Below are 18,063 nucleotides of genomic sequence, written 5' to 3'. Positions count from 1 at the left end.
TAATAGATTATGAGCAAGTCAATTAAGTTAGATGTCAGCAAGACATTAGGATTTATTTCGCAAGAAGACATCAATGCACAAGCTGCATTGGCAAAAAAATGTAACGAAACATTACACGCAGGAACTGGTAAAGGGAACGACTATCTAGGATGGTTGAATTTGCCTTCATCTATCACTCCTGAGTTTATCAAAGATATAGAAGAAACAGCTGCTAGTATCCGCAGCAAATGCGATGTTGTAGTTCTTGTAGGTATCGGTGGTAGCTATCTTGGATCTAAAGCTGTTATCGACTCATTGTCAAACTATTTCGACTGGTTGCAAACAGATCGTAAAAATCCGGTTATCCTTTATGCAGGTAACAACATCGGCGAAGACTACTTGGTAGAACTTCTTGAATACCTGAAAGGAAAATCATTCGGATTGATCAATATATCTAAATCAGGTACTACAACAGAGCCTGCTTTGGCATTCCGTATTTTGAAAGCTGAATTGGAAAAAGCTGTAGGTAAAGAAGAGGCTAAATCACGTATCGTGGCTATTACTGATGCTGCTCGTGGTGCACTATTTACTTTGGCTAAAAAAGAAGGATACAAAATGTATGTTATTCCTGATAACGTAGGTGGACGCTATTCGGTATTGACTCCGGTAGGATTGCTTCCTATTGCTATTGCAGGAATCGATATCAAAGAATTAGTAGCAGGTGCTGCAACTATGGAAGCAGCTACTGCTCCGAGCGTACCATTCGAAGAAAACTTGTCAGAACAATATGCTGTTGTTCGTAACGAGCTATACAAAAAAGGCAAGAAAATTGAAATCCTTGTAAACTTCCATCCTAAATTACACTACATCGCTGAGTGGTGGAAACAACTTTACGGCGAAAGCGAAGGAAAAGAAAACAAAGGTATTTTCAATGCAGCTGTTGACTTTACAGCAGACCTTCACTCGATGGGACAATGGATTCAGGAAGGTGAGCGTACAATCTTCGAAACAGTTATCTCGATAGCTGAACCTAATCGTACATTATTAGTGCCAACAGACGAAGCAGATCTTGATGGATTGAACTTTTTGGCTGGTAAAAACGTTGATTTCGTAAACAAAATGGCAGAGCTTGGAACTCAGATCGCTCACGTTGACGGTGGTGTTCCTAATATCAAAGTTGAACTTCCTAAATTGGATGCAAACTCAATTGGTCAGCTTCTTTATTTCTTCGAGAAAGCTTGCGGCATCAGTGGATATATCTTAGGTATCAATCCATTCGATCAACCGGGAGTTGAGGCTTACAAAAAGAACATGTTTGCTTTGCTAGGTAAACCTGGTTATGAAAAAGAAACAGAAGAAATTAAAAAACGTATCTGATAGAAACGATAAACATTATTATGGATAAACGACACCTTTTGGGTATGACGATGGAGGAACTCCGGGCTGTAGCCGAAGAGTGTCGTTTGCCTAAATTTGCAGCAAAACAGATTGCTGATTGGATTTATAAGAAACGAGTGTCGACAATTGACGAGATGACAAATATATCTGTGGCTAACCGAGCTTTGTTGTCCGAAAAATTCGATGTTGGTCGAAGTGAGCCTCGCGAATTTCAGAAGTCGATAGACGGAACAGTAAAATACTTATTTCAGACAGATAAAGGAAAGTTGATCGAATCGGTGATGATTCCGGAAGACGATCGAAAGACCCTTTGTGTTTCATCGCAAGTAGGTTGTAAAATGAACTGCTTGTTCTGTATGACTGGAAAGCAGGGATTCAACGGGAATCTGACGGCGAACGAGATCATCAATCAGCTGTACTCGGTACACGAAGCCGAAGATTTGACCAATACCGTATTTATGGGAATGGGCGAGCCTTTGGATAACTATCCCGTGCTAAAGAAAGTATTGGAGATAATGACTTCCGATTATGGTATGGGTTGGAGTCCGAAGCGTATCACGGTTTCTACGACGGGTGTAACTCCTAAGCTGAAGCTATTCTTAGAAGAAAGCTCTGCTCATTTGGCGATAAGTATTCACAGTCCTGAAAAATCGCAGCGACTGTCGATTATGCCGGCCGAAAAAGCATTCCCTATTGATGGTGTGCTGGAATTGTTGAAGCAATATAATTGGTCTGGGCAACGTCGTTTATCGTTTGAATATATTATGTTCAACAACTTCAACGACTCGCTGGATCATGCACGAGCATTAGCAAAACAACTCCAAGATTTGGATTGTCGTGTAAATTTGATTCGATTCCATGCTATACCGAATGTTGATCTTGTAACTTCAACTCGTGAAAAAATGGAGGCTTTCCGTGATTTCATGACTAAAAAAGGGTTGACTTGTACAATTCGTTCATCTCGTGGTGAAGATATATTTGCAGCTTGCGGTATGCTGTCGACCGAGAAGAGTAAAAAGCAATGATGTAATATGAAGAATCAAGTTAATTTTGATAGAATACATAGCGCTAAGTTAGATTTGTCGGAAGAGTTTAAAGCTCAATTTCCTCGAATGACAAATTTGTTGGAGCAAGCATCAGTGATAGATTTTACGATAAATGGGAATCAACGATTCCGCCAGTATATTTGGAATAAAAACGGATCGTCTTACGGATGGTTATGTAAATTGGAACATTGTATTCCTGTTGGCAGAAATATTATTGATGAGCATATTCTGTTCTCGACTAATGTCGGGGGAATCATCAATTATTGGACTGATGGCGATAAGGTTGAAAACTCTTTTATTGATACTAATGAATTTACTTTCTCTCTGACAGATACTTTTGTTGGCGGAGGATTGAAAGATTGTTTCTCTCGCTCTTCGGGCAATGCGGGTGATCTAAATATCGATAGTTGTGTTACCTTTGCTCAGGAACAGAATGGCAACGTTACATTCTATAATTATCTTACTAAAGAAATATTTGTCTACTTGCACGATGATTACTCTCCGTTCGAAGTAGAACCATTTGAAGTAGCACCTCCGGTAGCCATTTATAGGTATAAAGGAGTGAAGTTATTTGTTGATTATGTAGAGATATTAGCTGATCAATGGAGTCGAATTGTAGGTTCGAATTAAATCCTTAATTTAGATACTAAAAATAAATTATGATAAAAGTAGGAATTACGCAAGGTGATATAAATGGCATTGGTTACGAGGTTATTCTCAAAACATTTGCAGATATACGTATGGCTGAGAGTTTTATCCCTGTGATCTACGGATCGGTAAAAGCAGCAGCATACCATCGTAAAGCGATGGAGTTGCAAGCCATAAATTTTAATCAGATCAACAGTGCATCAGAAGCTGTAATCAATAAGGTAAATTTGATAAACATTACGAATGAAGATGTAAAGATTGACTTGGGACAAGCTACTCCAACAGCAGGAAAAGCAGCTTACGAATCGCTTGAACGTGCAGTTGCCGATCTGAAAGAAGGATTAATAGATGTGCTTGTAACATCACCTATCAATAAAGACAGTATACAGCGCGACGATTTTCATTTCCCGGGACATACCGAGTATCTGGAGGAACGTTTTGGTGAAAATGGATCGAAAAGTCTGATGATCTTGGCTACGGATGTTATCCGTGTAGCTCTTGTAACTGGACATATGCCACTATCTCAAGTTCCGGGTAGTATTACGAAGGAAAAGATTGTAGATGCTGCAATTCGCTTCAATGAAAGCCTTAAACGCGATTTCCGTATAGGTCGTCCTCGCATTGCTATTTTAGGGCTGAATCCTCATGCCGGCGAAAATGGTTTACTTGGATCGGAAGAGAAAGATATTATTATTCCTGCGATCAAAGAATTGGAAGAAAAGCATATAATTGCTTTTGGACCATACGCTGCAGATGGTTTCTTCGGTGCAGGTGAATTTGGACATTTCGATGGAGTCCTTGCTATGTATCACGATCAAGGTCTTGCACCTTTCAAAACGCTAGCTATGGAAGAAGGCGTAAACTTTACGGCTGGTTTGCCTATCGTACGTACGTCTCCGGCGCATGGAACAGCATATGGAATTGCAGGTAAGAACGAAGCTTCGGAAGAGTCTTTCCGTCAGGCAATTTATATGGCGGTTGATGTGTTTCAAAATAGAAAGATGTATGACGAGGCTCATCGTAATCCTCTGAAGAAACTTTATGTAGAGAGAGGTGGAGATAACGAAGTTTTAGATCTGACTAAGGAAGATTAAAGTTTATAGCTTATAATACAAAAAAGGCTGATATCACAGATATCAGCCTTTTACTTTATCGGATTCGATTTATAATACAACATATTGATTCAATTCTTGGTTTACAGTTTGGTTTACAAAACTTATCTAAAGTTCCCTAGAATAGTAATTGTCAAAAAAGAAAAGCAGCTAAGAATTTCTTCTTAACTCCTTTTCTTATTGAATAACCCCACTAGAAATTGTTATTAGGCTAAAGAGGTTTGTATTTTTATGGATATATTTTCAAAAGTAGTAGTATTCTCTTGCTATTGCTCCACCAAATTGTTGTGTTAATTGTAGAGGATTTTTTCACTATGCGTTTTCAATGATTCTCACAGCTATCCTTTTAAAGCTCTGTTTAGACTTCGTATATCAACACCTAGATAGGCGGCCATATCCTGTTTTGATAAAAAGATATTTAATCGATTTTGCAGATCAGTTAATTTCGATAATCCATATTTGACCGTATATAACTGTTGATTTGATGCGCGAACGCTTGTATTTACAATACGTCTAGCCAACTCGTTCAACAGACTTTGGGTAAATTGTGGATTTCTTTCTAATAAAGAATTAAAAAATGATCTGGTGAAAGAATAAGCAGTCACATCCGAGACAGCTTGAACTGAGCACAAGCAGTTGATCTCCCTTATAGCTTCAATTTCGCCAATAATCTCTCCTTGTCCTAGAAATTCAACGATAAAGTCCTTGCCGTTATCTTCTGTGAAAAAACATTTTACAAATCCTTCTTTTAAGATAAACACCTTACTCTGTTGATTGCCTTGTCTGATAAGAACATCATCTTTTTTGTATTCCCTTAGAGATATGTATGCTTGTCCGTGCTCAAAATATAGTTCTTCTATATAAGATCGTAAGTTGATTTTAGATTGTGACATGACTAAATTGGACATTTGTCCTTTTTTGATATTGATACCTCTTGTAATTTTGTTTTATAAAGATACGACATAAAAAAATAATCATTAAAAACAGAAATGAAAAATTTAATCAAGATTGTAGCATTTGATGCGGATGATACTCTTTGGGACAACGAATTATACTTTCAGGAGTTTGAAAGAGAATTTTGCTCAATAATGAAGGATATAGCACCTTCTGAAGTAGTATCAAATGAATTATTCTCAACAGAGATGAAAAATCTTCATTTATACGGTTATGGAGCCAAAGGTATGACTCTTTGTATGATTGAAGTTATAGGACGTTTGGCTAAAAATGACTTAGCATGCAGTAATTTAATTGCAAAGGTTATCAGTCTAAGCCACGAACTATTGCAGATGCCCATAGAATTGTTAGATGGTGTAGAAGAAACATTATTTAATCTAAAAGGAAAATATAGACTAATCCTGGCTACTAAAGGTGATTTAACTGATCAAGAAAGAAAAATAGAAAAGTCTGGATTAAAAGATATATTTGATTCCGTACATATAATGAGTGATAAGAAAATATTGGATTATAAAGAGCTACTTAAAAAAGAAAGTTGTGTTCCAAATAATTTTCTAATGGTAGGAAACTCATTAAAATCAGATATAATACCAGTGTTAGATATAAATGGAAATGCTGTTCATGTACCTTATCGTGTTACGTGGAAGCATGAGCAATCGGAGCAAATAATTGAGCATCCTAACTTTTTCAAAATAGCCAAAATTTCTGACATTCTGAATTATATCTAATGATTGTATCAAAGAGCCCCTTAGATCTACTAAAGCCATAGCTATAGAAATGAAAAGCAGCTAAGAATTTCTTCTTAACTGCTTCTTTTATTGGGTGGTCCCACTTGGGCTTGAACCAAGGACCCCATGATTATGAGTCATGTGCTCTAACCAGCTGAGCTATAGGACCTGATTTTTTAAATCGAGTGCAATATTACGACAAATACGCGATATATGCAAGCTTTGGGTGCAAAAAACTATTAATTTTCTGCATTGTTTGTATTCGGTGTTCTGCTTTCGATGATTGCCAGAGCAATATATAGTAATATGCCGGCAGCAATACCAAGTATGCCTAAGAATATAAGCATCAGTATAATAAATATCAATAGGAAGTAACGATATTCATTGCCTTTGAAGCGTAGACTCTTTATTTTTAAGGAGAACATTGGGATCTCGGATGTAAGTAATAACGAAAAAACAAGTACTCCGACCAATACTACATATACAAGGCTGGATGTAATCAAAGGAACATCGTGTGTTAATCCGTATATGAAACTTGTCCAGAACAAAGCATTCGCAGGAGTGTTCAGCCCGATGAAAGATTCGCTTTGACGGGTATCTATATTGAATTTAGCAAGGCGAAGTGCCGAAAAAATTACAATCAAGAATGCGAAGTAGGGTAGATATTCGCAAACAATCGGATTGTAGCTGATCTTGTCTACATTGTCCGATAGAAAACGGAATACAACCATGCTGGGTGCGAATCCGAAGCTGACCACGTCAGCTAAAGAATCCAACTCCTTACCCATCGGTGAATATGCTTTCAGTAGACGAGCCGAAAATCCGTCACAAAAATCGAATAAAGCTGCTATTATTACCCAAACCACCACCCACATGTATTCGCCGTTGAAGGCCATTACTGTTGCAATACTCCCCGATAAAAGGTTTAAAGAAGTTATGGTGTTTGGAATATGCTTTTTCATTTGTGTCTTTTATTTCAAGTTTGCAATTACGGTTTGATTACCGGTTACTTTTTGATCCATTTCGACAAGGATTTCGCTACCAAGTGGAAGATAAACATCCACGCGTGAACCTAGTTTAATGAACCCAAGATGTTCGTCAACGTGACCAACTTCGCCGACTTCGGCATAGGTAACAATACGGCGTGCCATTGCTCCGGCTATCTGACGAAGTAATACCTGATGTTTGCCGTCATTAGTTTCGATTACTACTGTCGAACGCTCGTTTTCGGTGCTCGATTTAGGAAGATAGGCTGCTTTGAAACGACCATTATGGTGTCTTTTGAGCAGAACTTTTCCGTTGATAGGGAACCAATTGGCATGCACGTTGAATGGAGACATGAAAATGGATACGATGATGCGTTTATCTTTGAAATATTCGCCTTCGTAAACTTCTTCAATAGCTACAATTTTGCCATCTGCCGATGCTATAACTTTTCCTTCGGCATCGCCGCTGAACTTGCGGTTTGGCGAGCGATAGAAATTGAGAACGATGAGATAAAGGACTACAGATACAGCTAATACGATGTATTGCAGTATAGTTACCGGGAAAAGGTAAAATAAAGCTCCGTTGAATAATGCCAGTATGACAAAGTATATTGCTAAAACGTCACGCCCTTCGTGGTGTACTTTCATTTTATAAAATTCTATTATCGATGTTAGAACGATGCAAAAATATCCTTATTTAGTGATATTTCCAACAGAATGGCTCCCTTATTTTGTAGCGATTCAGTTTTCAGACTTCTGCTAAAACGCATAGAGACCGTTTATTTGCAGCGTTAAAGCCAATAATTTGGGAAGATAATTATCTATACAAGAAAAGTTATGGCAAAGTTTAGTAAGAAAATAGCAGAGGTAATAGTTGAGTTAATCGAAGCTGATATGTCGGTGACAGAAATCTGTAATGCGGTCGGAATAACCAGAAAAACTTTTTATGAATGGAAAAATACGAAACCTGATTTTTCGAAAGCAGTAGACGAGGCGCGCGATCGTGCTTACGACGAATTGATTGTACTTGCGCGTCGTACTCTGCGTGAAAGAATTGAAGGTTATACTGTCGAGGAGACTACATATACTTACGAACCGTCGTCGTATGATGAAAATGAATTGGTGTTGAAAAAGAAAGTTGTGAAATCGAAACGTAAAGAGCCAAGTATTACTTCGTTGAATAATATGGTTCAGCGTGTAGAAGAGAAAAAACAGAAGAAAGATATTCAAAATAAAGTAGTTCCTTTTTCGGCCGAGAATGTTGGTAAAGGATTGGTTTTGCCAAAGAATAGTGTAGAAGCTTTTATCTTAGCTCGGTTCTATGAGCAGTTGGAAAGGGCGTGTGAGAAGATATCTTAGCCTTTTATATGTATACTAGCTACTAGGTGTATAATTATTATTAACTTGAGCAAATAATCATATTTGTTCGCAATAGAATAAGTGTAAATAGTTTTACCTATGAATAAATTGGATGCTTTTGTTCAGAAATTGAATTCTTTAATGCCCAGAGACATCGAAGAAGAATTAGAAATGATTTTTAAGAAAATATACTATCCTCCGCAAAAAGTAGAGGGTGTCTTTACTGAGCGAGGAGATTTATTGCTAGATTTTATTTCGAACTATGATGTTAATGATTTTGACATTGCTGGTGTTCATTTACTTAATAGTGAAGACTTGGAGGAAAATGATGATTATATATGCTTTGGAAGTAACGAAGGGGATTGTTTAGTGCTGTCTAAGAAGGATGGTAGTGTAAATATAGTCGATCATGAGTCTTTTATGTCTTGTAAATGTGCAAGTAGTAGTGAAAGGTTTTTATCTAATTTGTTGCGAATAGATGAAGCCAATTTGAATTATGAAATAACTGATGATGAGAAAGAGAATATTGTTAATCAGATAATTGAGTATGAAGAAAGCAGGCCTTTTTATTTAACCCTGATAGGATATAATCTGTAAAATATTTGTAGTAGAGTGTTACTTTTTTTATGATAATTCATTTAATATAAGGCGGATGTGTAAGCGCAAATTCTAAGTAAAAAGCATACCTTTGCACCCGAATATGAAAGAATACAGATTGACAGACTGGTTGCCGACTACCAAGAAAGAAGTCGAGTTGCGCGGGTGGGATTATTTGGATGTAATCCTTTTCTCGGGCGATGCTTATATTGATCATCCATCGTTCGGAGCAGCTGTTATAGGGCGATTGCTCGAGGCAGAGGGGCTACGCGTGGCTATTGTACCGCAACCCAACTGGCGTGACGATCTTCGCGATTTTAAGAAACTGGGCAAGCCTCGTATGTTCTTTGGTGTAACTGCCGGAGCCATGGACTCGATGATTAATCATTATACGGCTAACAAAAGACTTCGTTCAAACGATGCTTACACTCCCGATGGAAAGGCAGATATGCGCCCAGATAGACCGTCTGTAGTTTATACAAATATACTTCGTGAATTATTTTCAGATACACCAATCCTGTTGGGTGGAATCGAAGCCTCGTTGCGTCGTGTAACGCATTACGATTATTGGGAAGATAAATTGCTTCCTTCGATTGTGAGTGATGCTAAAGCAGATTTGTTGGTTTATGGGATGGGCGAGCAACCTCTGCAAAGAATAGTATCAGATCTGAAATCGGGTAAAACTTTCGAGCAGATGACCGATATTCCTCAGACTGTATATCTTGCCGATAAGAAAAGTTTTGTTGCTGAAGATAAAGATATTGTTCTATTCTCGCACGAGGAATGCTTGAAAGACAAACTGAAGCAAGCGAAGAATTTCAAGGTTGTAGAAGAACAATCGAATATGATCAAAGCTTCGCGTATCATTCAGGATTGTGGGGCGAATACGGTTGTTATCAATCCGCCTTATCCACCGATGAGTGAAAAAGAAATCGATGCTTCGTTTGATCTTCCATATACACGTTTGCCACATCCTAAATATAAAGGGAAAACAATTCCGGCATTCGAGATGATCAAATTCTCGGTAAATCTGCATCGTGGCTGTTTTGGTGGCTGTGCTTTCTGTACCATATCGGCGCATCAAGGTAAGTTTATTGCTTCGCGCTCGAAAGAGTCGATCATGAAAGAAGTACGCGAATTGGTAAAAATGCCCGATTTCAAGGGATATATCAGTGACTTAGGAGGACCATCGGCCAATATGTATAAGATGAAGGGCTTGGACGAATCGGTTTGTGCAAAATGTCGCCGTCCGTCATGTTTGCATCCTAAGATATGTAAGAATCTGAATGTCGATCATCGTCCGTTACTGGATATCTATAAAGCTGTAGATGCTTTGCCTGAAGTGAAAAAGTCATTTGTGGGCAGTGGTATTCGTTACGATATGATGCTTCATGAAAATAAAGATGAGGCTCTGAATAAAGCTTCGCGTCAATATACCGAAGAACTGATTCGCAATCACGTATCGGGTCGATTGAAAATTGCTCCTGAACATACATCAGACCGAGTTCTCGGATATATGCGTAAACCTAGCTTCGAGCAGTTTTATGCGTTCAAAAAGACTTTCGATAAGATCAACAGACAATATGATCTCCGTCAGCAGTTGATTCCGTATTTTATATCGTCGCATCCGGGTTGTACCGAACTTGATATGGCTGAATTGGCTATCGCAATGAAGAATATTAATTTCAAGCTGGAGCAAGTACAGGATTTTACACCTTCGCCGATGACTGTTGCTACGGAAATATACTATACGGGTTATCATCCATATACGCTCGATAAGGTTTATACACCGCGCACTAAGGAGCAAAAATTGGCTCAACGTCAATTCTTCTTCTGGTACGATCCGCAGTATCGTAAACAGATAACCAGTACGCTGAAGAAATTGAAACGGGAAGACTTGTTAAAAAAACTCTTCGAAAAGAACAAATAATTATCTATAGAGTGGATAGCAAGCTTTTGCTCCGTTGAAAAAAAGTAGTTTCAAGTTCTTTGATATGTTGTTATACGAAAAAAACGGCAAAATTATTTTGCCGTTTTGATGTTATTATGAGTTTTATTCGTTTATTTCTTTGCGATATACATTGTACATATTCCGAATGTGAGACTTTTGTAACGAGCTTCCGAGAATCCGCTTCTCAGCAATGCGTTTGTCATGTCTTTACCTTGTATAAAGGCTTCGATTGTTTTCGGCAGATATGTATATGCCGACTGATCTTTAGATATCAAACGACCTACAGTCGGGATGAAAAGGCGTGAGTAAAGCCAGTATCCTTGCTTGATAGGGAAATTTTTCGGAGTAGTAAGTTCCAGTATCATCAATTCCCCACCAGGTTTCAGCACTCGGTATATTTCTCGTAGACCTTGCTCAAGATTGGCAAAGTTACGAACTCCGAAAGCTACCATTGCAGCATCGAACTTGTTGTCCTCGTAAGTCAGAGCCATACAGTCCTGACGTTCAAAGGTTATTTTGTTTGATAGACCCGCAGACTCAACTTTTTTACGACCGACTTCCATCATGCCTTCCGAAATGTCGACTCCGATAATTGATTCCGGATTCATCTGCAAACAAGCTTGTATAGCTAAGTCGCCCGTTCCGGTGGCAATGTCAAGTATTGTCTGGGGATTATTCTTTTGTAAAGTGTTGATTCCTTTTTTTCTCCAGCCTTTATCAATTCCCATTGATAAGGTATGGTTAAGCTTGTCGTAATTTTCGGCAATAGAGTCAAACATTTTCTCTACTTGCGTACCCTTATCTTCTGGACTATCGTAAGGGAGTATATTTTCAGTTCCGGATTGAGCCATTATTTATCAGTAGTCGGAATGTTATTAGGTTCTATTTTCTTGATGTTCCGCGCTTTTACTTTAACGATCTTTCCTTCTTCGGAGAAGTACAAAGCAGCATTTTCCTTCTGCTTTTCTTCTATCAGACGGTTGTAAGACAAGTGCATGCCTTTTAGTAGCTTATTTCTAAGCACAATTTCACGTCGCGTCATAAGTTTCTAATTTTGTTATAAGTATCTTCGTTGTGTATACAGACTATTTTCTCTTTCATGCCTTCGACTATCAACTGAAAAGGGTTGACCGAATTGTCGATGACCATCCAAAAGTCGGTTATCGGTGTATAAAGCTCAAACAGATTTTTTTTCCCAGCTTTATATCGCCGTCTGATTACCTCTTGCGACACATTGTGTCCGCCGCCTTTGACTCTTTCCTGTACACGCTTGATTGCCAGTTCCGGCGAGTTCAGCCAGAAGTAAATAAGCGTTACATAAAAACCTTTTGCTTGTGCTTCTTTTATGAAGCTAGCATAAGATTTTGTAGCCAAGGTTGTTTCTATGGCAAAATCCTCTTTCTGGTTCAGCATATCCTTCATGCGTGTCAGCATGATTCTTCCAGCTTCTATCGCTACTTTTTCCGGCTGAAACGGCGAGAGTCCTTTTGCTATTTCGTCTGCATTGATGAACTCTTTACATTTGATGATTTCGGGTAACATGGTATATGAAGCCGTAGTTTTTCCGGCTCCATTACACCCTGATATTATGTAAAGATTCGGCATGCTGATTATTTACCCTTTGCTAAATAGTCAGTAATGTTACTTTCAATGCGACTTAACAAGTCGTTGATATCTGCTTTTACGAACTTTTCTCCAACGATTTTTTCGTATAACTCGATATATCTTTGCGATACACTTTCGCAGTATTTTTCTGTCATTTCAGGAACTGTTTGTCCTTCTTTGCCTTGGAATCCATTTTCCATAAGCCATTTACGAACAAACTCTTTCGATAGTTGACGTTGCTCGGCACCTGCTTTGAATAGTTCTTCGTAAGTGTCGGCATAGAAATAGCGAGAAGAATCCGGAGTGTGGATTTCATCTATCAGGAAGATTTGTCCGTTACGGTTGCCGAACTCGTATTTCGTGTCAACAAGGATCAGTCCTTTCTGAGCAGCGATCTCAGTTCCACGTTGGAATAGTGCATAAGTATACTTCTCCAGTTGCTCATACTCTTCTCTGCTTACCAGACCTTGGGCAATGATTTCCTCTTTCGAGATGTTCTCGTCGTGTCCTTCATCAGCCTTAGTAGTTGGGGTAATGATTGGAGTTGGAAACTTCTGATTTTCAACCATGCCTTCAGGAAGCTGAATACCGCACAATGTGCGAGCTCCTGCTTTGTAGTCGCGCCAAGCACTACCAGTAAGGTAACCGCGGATTACCATCTCCACTTTGTATGGTTGACATTTATATCCAATAGTGACCATAGGATCCGGTGTAGCTATCTTCCAGTTAGGGAGAATGTCGGCAGTTGCATCCAGAAATTTGGCTGCAATTTGGTTTAATACTTGCCCTTTGTACGGGATTCCTTGAGGAAGGATAACGTCGAAAGCTGATATACGATCTGTGGCAATCATAACCAGCAGGTCGTTTTCTAAGAAGTATACGTCTCTCACTTTTCCGTGATACACGCTTTCCTGCATCGGGAAATTGAAGTCGGTTTTAACTAAAGTATTTTTCATCACGTTGTTTTATAGTCTAAAATCTGTGAATACAGACATCAAAGATACAACAAAGTTCTAGTATGACAATGCACAGTTTCTGATATTGTGTGCATCGCTGTTTGTTAATTACGAAAGACTTTTAAAAATCAGTTAGATACACTTATTTAACAATGGTTAAAGTTTCTTATCCGGATTGTTAATCAGTTGGATATATTGTTGTGATCTTTATCAATACATTAAGAAGGGATCTTTGGAATAAGGAGAAAAATAATACAATGAAAGAAGTAAGCCAATGAATATTTCCTATCTTTGGAAACCAATAAAGCCATTGCATTTTACCCGACAATTTTATATTAAAAGATTTATTGTTGATAATTTATTGAATGATAGAACGTATAATAATTTTAGAAAATATAGATCCTGTAGTGTTCTTCGGGATTAATAATTCAAATCTACAACTGATAAAAACTCTTTTCCCTCGCTTGAATATTGTTGCTAGGGGGAATGCCATAAAAGCAAAGGGTAACGCTGAAGATGTTGCCATATTCGAAGATAAAGTTACAGCTCTTGAAAAATTTTGTGCAGAGCGTAATATGCTGACAGATGAGGCTATAATAGATATAGTGAAGGGCAAATCGCCGAATGTAGCTGATAAAATAGAGAATCTGATTATATATGGAGTAAATGGAAAACCTATTTATGCTCGTACTGCGAATCAGAAAATATTAGTTGAGTCTTATGAAAAGAACGACTTGTTGTTTGCTCTAGGACCAGCAGGCTCAGGAAAGACATATACCGCAATTGCGCTTGCTGTCAAGGCTCTTAAGAATAAAGAGGTACGTAAGATAATCCTTAGCCGCCCTGCTGTTGAAGCTGGTGAAAAATTGGGTTTTCTGCCTGGGGATATGAAAGATAAGATAGATCCGTACTTACAGCCTTTGTATGATGCGCTCGAAGATATGATCCCTGCCGCTAAACTGAAAGATTATATTGATAATAAGGTAATTCAGATTGCACCACTAGCTTTTATGCGTGGACGTACCTTGGGCGATGCTGTAATTATTTTGGATGAAGCCCAAAATACGACGACTCATCAGATCAAGATGTTCCTGACTCGTCTAGGAATGAATGCTAAGATGATTGTTACGGGTGATATTACGCAGATTGACCTTCCTCCGCAGCAAATGTCAGGGTTGAAGCATGCAATGCGTGTACTCAAGGGAGTTAAAGGCATAGCTCATGTCGAATTCGATAAAGGAGATATTGTTCGTCACAAATTAGTGCAGCGTATTGTTGAAGCTTACGAAAAAGAAGATAAGCGTGTGCAGAAAATAGCTGCAGCAAAAAAAGAAGAGAATCAGAAAATAGAAACAAGCTCTAAATAGATAACTACAGCAGGTATAGCCATTATTGTGCTATCAAAGCGATCTAATAACCCTCCGTGTCCGGGAATCATATTACCCGAATCCTTGACATCGAGGGTTCTTTTCATTAGTGACTCAGTCAAATCACCGAATGTGCCGAATATAACTACCACTACAGCAAATCCTATCCATTTTGCAGTTGATAGTTCTGTGTAGAAGTGAGCTAGAATGAGCGAAGCTATTATAGCAAATACGAGTCCACCGAAGAATCCTTCCCATGATTTCTTAGGAGATATGCGCTCGAATAGTCGATGTTTGCCTAGTGTCATCCCCGTTAGGTAGGCGAAAGTGTCGTTCACCCAAATAAGAATGAATACAGCAAGGATAAATATGTATCTGTAATGCGATAAATGACCTACGCTAAAGGCTAATAAATTAGCCATAGCAAAAGGAACAGCTATATATACTTGTCCTAGAATAGAATATGCTAATGATTGTAATGGATTAGTCCGTTTAGAATAAAGCTCGCTGATGAAAAGGACTAATAGATATATACCATATGGTATAAGGCAAGAGAGTAGAATGGGCGCTTCTTTTAGATTTGTGGCGGATGAATACAAATAAACACCAGCAAAAAGCAATACCCCGCCCACTATATTTAATGTGCGAGGTAGAGATATTTTAGCTGCATTCTGAAGCAAACCATAAAATTCGTATAGAGTCAATGCGGTAATTAAGCCGAAGACTATAGCGAAGCTATATTGGCCAAATAATAGTGCTCCGATAAGAATACTAACAAATACGGCGCCAGCTAATGCTCGGACTACCAGATTCTGCATTTTTGCTCCCACAGCTTTTCTATTTTTAATATCGTTGTTCTTCTTGTCCTTCAATTTCAGACTGGTCTGTTTCCGCTCCTACTGGTGGAATAGGTGGAGGTAATGTTTCAGAAGATTTAGCTGCTTCTGCATCTCCATATTCCTCTTTCATGAGTTCGTCAGCGCGAGATGTCCATTGACGCTCTCCGAAGATTTTCTTTAAGTCTTCAGCGAAGATAACTTCTTCGGTCATAAGCTTATCGGCAAGTGCATTGTGTCCGTCAGCATGTTCGCGAAGTAATTGCTTAGCGCGTTCATATTGTTCGCTGATCATCGATTGAACTTCCTTGTCAATCAGCAAAGCAGTATTGTCGCTATATGGCTTGGTGAAACCGTAGCCGTCACCAGTTGAATCGTAATATGATAGGTTTGGTAAATTGTCGCTCATGCCCATGTATGAAACCATGGCATATGCTTGTTTGGTTACACGTTCAAGATCATTAACAGCTCCAGAAGAAATTTGTCCTACGAACACTTCTTCTGCGGCACGACCTCCAAGCAGCGCACACATCTCATCAAGCATTTGTTCTTTGGTTGTTATCTGACGTTCTTCCGGTAGATACCACGCTGCACCTAATGCTTTTCCGCGAGGAACAATAGTCACCTTCACCAGTGGATTAGCATGCTCTAGGAACCAGCTTAGAGTTGCGTGCCCAGCTTCGTGAATGGCTATTGTCTGACGTTCTTTGCGAGTCGTTACTTTGCTTTTCTTTTCCAATCCGCCAACAATACGGTCAACTGCATTTAAGAAGTCTTCTTGTTGAACGATATGCTTGTTTTTACGGGCAGCAATCAAAGCTGCTTCGTTACAAACATTAGCTATGTCAGCTCCAGAAAATCCCGGAGTTTGACGAGCAAGGAACTCAATATCTACAGAATCGTCCATTTTGATCGGACGAAGGTGAACTTTGAATATTTCGCGGCGATCGTTTACATCGGGAAGATCAACGTATATCTGGCGGTCGAAACGTCCTGCACGAAGTAACGCTTTGTCCAGAATGTCGGCACGGTTGGTTGCTGCTAGCATGATGATACCACTGTTTGTTCCAAATCCATCCATTTCAGTTAATAGCTGATTCAGTGTGTTTTCACGCTCATCATTCGAGCCGAAGTTCGCATTTTTTCCACGAGCACGACCTATTGCATCAATCTCGTCGATGAAAATGATACATGGTGATTTTTCTTTCGCTTGTTTGAATAGGTCTCTAACTCGAGATGCTCCTACGCCGACAAACATTTCGACGAAGTCAGAACCCGAAAGAGAGAAGAATGGAACATCAGCTTCGCCGGCAACAGCTTTGGCTAATAATGTTTTACCTGTTCCCGGAGGGCCTACAAGAAGTGCCCCTTTAGGTATTTTACCTCCAATTTCGGTATATCGTGATGGACTTTTCAGGAATTCTACAATTTCTTGAATTTCTTCTTTTGCTTCTGATAATCCGGCTACGTCTTTGAAAGTAACATGCAGATCAGAGCCTTTATCGTAGAGCTGGGCTTTCGATTTGCCGACACTGAATACGCCTCCACTACCTCCGGAGCCACCTCCAGACATGCGGCGCATCATGAATATCCAAAGTCCTATCAGTAAGGCAAATGGTAATACACTTAAGATGATTTGCAGGAATGAAGTGCCATCGGTAGGAAGATATTCTACTTTTATCGTTAGTTTATGTTCTTTCTCAGCTTCGCTGTAAAATTTCTCAAAAGCATCTACTGATGGGATTTTCACATAAATAGAAACCTCTCCAGATTTGGTAGATGGTGTATTCTCTTTGAAAACGTTCTTCAACGAATCAGGTTTAACCACAGCTCGCAGTGTTCTGGCATTTCCATCGATTATGATTTTATCAACATCGTTGTTGATTACATGACTTTGGAAATCAGACCATATAACCTCTTTCGAAGTCTTACTTTCTCTTTCTGAGAAAAGAAATACCCCTATAATACTAGCTATAACCAATAAGTATAGCCAATTGAGGTTGAATGGCGTTTTCGAGAACGGCATTTTATTGTTCGAAGGTTTTTTTCCTTTGTTGTAATTGTCCATAATTTTCCGGAAGGAAGATTTAAATTAGATTAATAACTGGTAGAGATGCCTATCGTTATTCGATATCGGGAATCTGCTCTTGTTTAGCATCAGCCCAAAGATTTTCGATGTTGTAGAAATCTCGTAATTCTGGTATGAATACGTGAACAATAACCGTACCATAGTCAATTCCTACCCAACGAGACTCACTAAGCCCGTCAGTTGTTATTGGGCGATCGTTTGCTCTTTTCTTTACAAAATCAATGATTTCTTCCGAAATAGCGGATACTTGTGTGGGTGATGATCCGTTACAGATTACGAAATATTGGCATATAGAACCAGGTAGTTCTGTCATATCGATGATAGTGATATCCTTAGCTTTTTTCTCTTGACATGCAGCAACTATGCTGTTTACTAGTAATTTGGCTTCTTTCATTCAGTTGTAAGAGTATTCTTTTGTTAAATTAATCTACAAATATAGTTCCTTTTTTTGA

At 38.8% G+C, this 18,063-nt stretch carries 19 protein-coding genes and 1 tRNA gene; 9 read left to right on the top strand and 11 right to left on the bottom strand.

What is annotated here, in order from left to right; all coding sequences use genetic code 11:
* The first annotated feature begins 9 nt into the window (after positions 1–9).
* From C1A06_RS08610 to pdxA, 4 genes are read left to right on the top strand one after another with little or no spacing between them, the layout of a single operon-like run.
* Positions 10–1,356, top strand: a complete 1,347-nt coding sequence (locus C1A06_RS08610) for a glucose-6-phosphate isomerase (protein WP_101689853.1) — start codon at positions 10–12, stop codon at positions 1,354–1,356.
* Positions 1,357–1,373: 17 nt separating this feature from the next.
* On the top strand, positions 1,374–2,402 hold the full coding sequence (rlmN, locus tag C1A06_RS08605; protein WP_101689852.1) for a dual-specificity RNA methyltransferase RlmN: 1,029 nt from the start codon (positions 1,374–1,376) through the stop codon (positions 2,400–2,402).
* A 6-nt stretch (positions 2,403–2,408) separates the two neighbouring features.
* Positions 2,409–3,053: a hypothetical protein gene (locus C1A06_RS08600; RefSeq protein WP_145996370.1), complete on the top strand. Its 645-nt coding sequence runs from the start codon at positions 2,409–2,411 to the stop codon at positions 3,051–3,053.
* A 29-nt stretch (positions 3,054–3,082) separates the two neighbouring features.
* Positions 3,083–4,165 carry a 4-hydroxythreonine-4-phosphate dehydrogenase PdxA gene (gene pdxA, locus C1A06_RS08595; RefSeq protein ID WP_101689850.1) on the top strand — a complete coding sequence of 361 codons (1,083 nt, stop codon included), beginning with the start codon at positions 3,083–3,085 and terminating at the stop codon, positions 4,163–4,165.
* 356 nt (positions 4,166–4,521) lie between these two features.
* Here the strand turns inward: pdxA and C1A06_RS08590 are convergent, their stop codons facing one another.
* Positions 4,522–5,076 (bottom strand): Crp/Fnr family transcriptional regulator, encoded by a 555-nt coding sequence (locus C1A06_RS08590; RefSeq protein WP_101689849.1) that lies wholly within the window; start codon positions 5,074–5,076, stop codon positions 4,522–4,524.
* 96 nt (positions 5,077–5,172) lie between these two features.
* On the opposite strand from C1A06_RS08590, the gene C1A06_RS08585 reads away from it, so the two are divergent.
* A complete protein-coding gene (locus C1A06_RS08585) occupies positions 5,173–5,865 on the top strand; it encodes an HAD family hydrolase (protein ID WP_101689848.1) in 693 nt (230 codons plus the stop codon).
* A 95-nt stretch (positions 5,866–5,960) separates the two neighbouring features.
* On the opposite strand, the gene C1A06_RS08580 is transcribed toward C1A06_RS08585, so the two are convergent.
* The 3 genes from C1A06_RS08580 to C1A06_RS08570 all read right to left on the bottom strand — a co-directional run bounded on the left by C1A06_RS08580 (position 5,961) and on the right by C1A06_RS08570 (position 7,499).
* A tRNA-Ile gene (locus C1A06_RS08580) sits at positions 5,961–6,034 on the bottom strand.
* Positions 6,035–6,104: 70 nt separating this feature from the next.
* On the bottom strand, positions 6,105–6,827 hold the full coding sequence (locus C1A06_RS08575; RefSeq protein ID WP_101689847.1) for a CDP-alcohol phosphatidyltransferase family protein: 723 nt from the start codon (positions 6,825–6,827) through the stop codon (positions 6,105–6,107).
* 9 nt (positions 6,828–6,836) lie between these two features.
* The gene (locus C1A06_RS08570) at positions 6,837–7,499 is read right to left on the bottom strand and encodes a phosphatidylserine decarboxylase family protein (protein ID WP_101689846.1); all 663 of its coding nucleotides are present in this window, start codon (positions 7,497–7,499) and stop codon (positions 6,837–6,839) included.
* Positions 7,500–7,688: 189 nt separating this feature from the next.
* On the opposite strand from C1A06_RS08570, the gene C1A06_RS08565 reads away from it, so the two are divergent.
* The 3 genes from C1A06_RS08565 to C1A06_RS08555 all read left to right on the top strand — a co-directional run bounded on the left by C1A06_RS08565 (position 7,689) and on the right by C1A06_RS08555 (position 10,737).
* A complete protein-coding gene (locus tag C1A06_RS08565; protein WP_101689845.1) occupies positions 7,689–8,210 on the top strand; it encodes a bacteriophage terminase small subunit in 522 nt (173 codons plus the stop codon).
* 99 nt (positions 8,211–8,309) lie between these two features.
* Positions 8,310–8,807 (top strand): hypothetical protein, encoded by a 498-nt coding sequence (locus C1A06_RS08560; protein WP_101689844.1) that lies wholly within the window; start codon positions 8,310–8,312, stop codon positions 8,805–8,807.
* 103 nt (positions 8,808–8,910) lie between these two features.
* Positions 8,911–10,737, top strand: coding sequence for a YgiQ family radical SAM protein (locus C1A06_RS08555; RefSeq protein ID WP_101689843.1), 1,827 nt, complete (start codon positions 8,911–8,913; stop codon positions 10,735–10,737).
* A gap of 131 nt (positions 10,738–10,868) precedes the next feature.
* Here the strand turns inward: C1A06_RS08555 and ubiE are convergent, their stop codons facing one another.
* The 4 genes from ubiE to C1A06_RS08535 are packed head-to-tail and all read right to left on the bottom strand — an operon-like array spanning position 10,869 to position 13,319.
* Entirely contained in the window at positions 10,869–11,609 is a 741-nt protein-coding gene (gene ubiE / locus C1A06_RS08550; RefSeq protein ID WP_101689842.1) for a bifunctional demethylmenaquinone methyltransferase/2-methoxy-6-polyprenyl-1,4-benzoquinol methylase UbiE, read from the bottom strand.
* Positions 11,609–11,800 carry a hypothetical protein gene (locus C1A06_RS08545; protein ID WP_101689841.1) on the bottom strand — a complete coding sequence of 64 codons (192 nt, stop codon included), beginning with the start codon at positions 11,798–11,800 and terminating at the stop codon, positions 11,609–11,611. The genes ubiE and C1A06_RS08545 overlap by 1 nt, the downstream gene beginning before the upstream one ends.
* Positions 11,797–12,363, bottom strand: coding sequence for an ATPase (locus C1A06_RS08540; RefSeq protein ID WP_101689840.1), 567 nt, complete (start codon positions 12,361–12,363; stop codon positions 11,797–11,799). The genes C1A06_RS08545 and C1A06_RS08540 overlap by 4 nt, the downstream gene beginning before the upstream one ends.
* A gap of 5 nt (positions 12,364–12,368) precedes the next feature.
* The gene (locus C1A06_RS08535; protein WP_101689839.1) at positions 12,369–13,319 is read right to left on the bottom strand and encodes a phosphoribosylaminoimidazolesuccinocarboxamide synthase; all 951 of its coding nucleotides are present in this window, start codon (positions 13,317–13,319) and stop codon (positions 12,369–12,371) included.
* A 365-nt stretch (positions 13,320–13,684) separates the two neighbouring features.
* Between C1A06_RS08535 and C1A06_RS08530 the strand changes: the two genes are divergently transcribed.
* The gene (locus C1A06_RS08530) at positions 13,685–14,686 is read left to right on the top strand and encodes a PhoH family protein (protein ID WP_101689838.1); all 1,002 of its coding nucleotides are present in this window, start codon (positions 13,685–13,687) and stop codon (positions 14,684–14,686) included.
* On the opposite strand, the gene C1A06_RS08525 is transcribed toward C1A06_RS08530, so the two are convergent.
* Genes C1A06_RS08525 through rsfS form a run of 3 tightly spaced genes read right to left on the bottom strand, consistent with a single transcriptional unit; the run spans position 14,659 to position 18,005 of the window.
* On the bottom strand, positions 14,659–15,504 hold the full coding sequence (locus C1A06_RS08525) for a phosphatidate cytidylyltransferase (protein WP_101689949.1): 846 nt from the start codon (positions 15,502–15,504) through the stop codon (positions 14,659–14,661). The genes C1A06_RS08530 and C1A06_RS08525 overlap by 28 nt on opposite strands.
* Positions 15,505–15,529: 25 nt before the next feature.
* On the bottom strand, positions 15,530–17,590 hold the full coding sequence (gene ftsH / locus C1A06_RS08520; RefSeq protein WP_101689837.1) for an ATP-dependent zinc metalloprotease FtsH: 2,061 nt from the start codon (positions 17,588–17,590) through the stop codon (positions 15,530–15,532).
* 55 nt (positions 17,591–17,645) lie between these two features.
* Positions 17,646–18,005: a ribosome silencing factor gene (gene rsfS / locus C1A06_RS08515; protein WP_101689836.1), complete on the bottom strand. Its 360-nt coding sequence runs from the start codon at positions 18,003–18,005 to the stop codon at positions 17,646–17,648.
* Positions 18,006–18,063: the final 58 nt, after the last annotated feature.

It is taken from the genome of Dysgonomonas massiliensis, from assembly GCF_900240225.1.
Classification (GTDB): domain Bacteria; phylum Bacteroidota; class Bacteroidia; order Bacteroidales; family Dysgonomonadaceae; genus Dysgonomonas; species Dysgonomonas massiliensis.
This window is presented reverse-complemented; position numbering and strand designations above follow the sequence as displayed.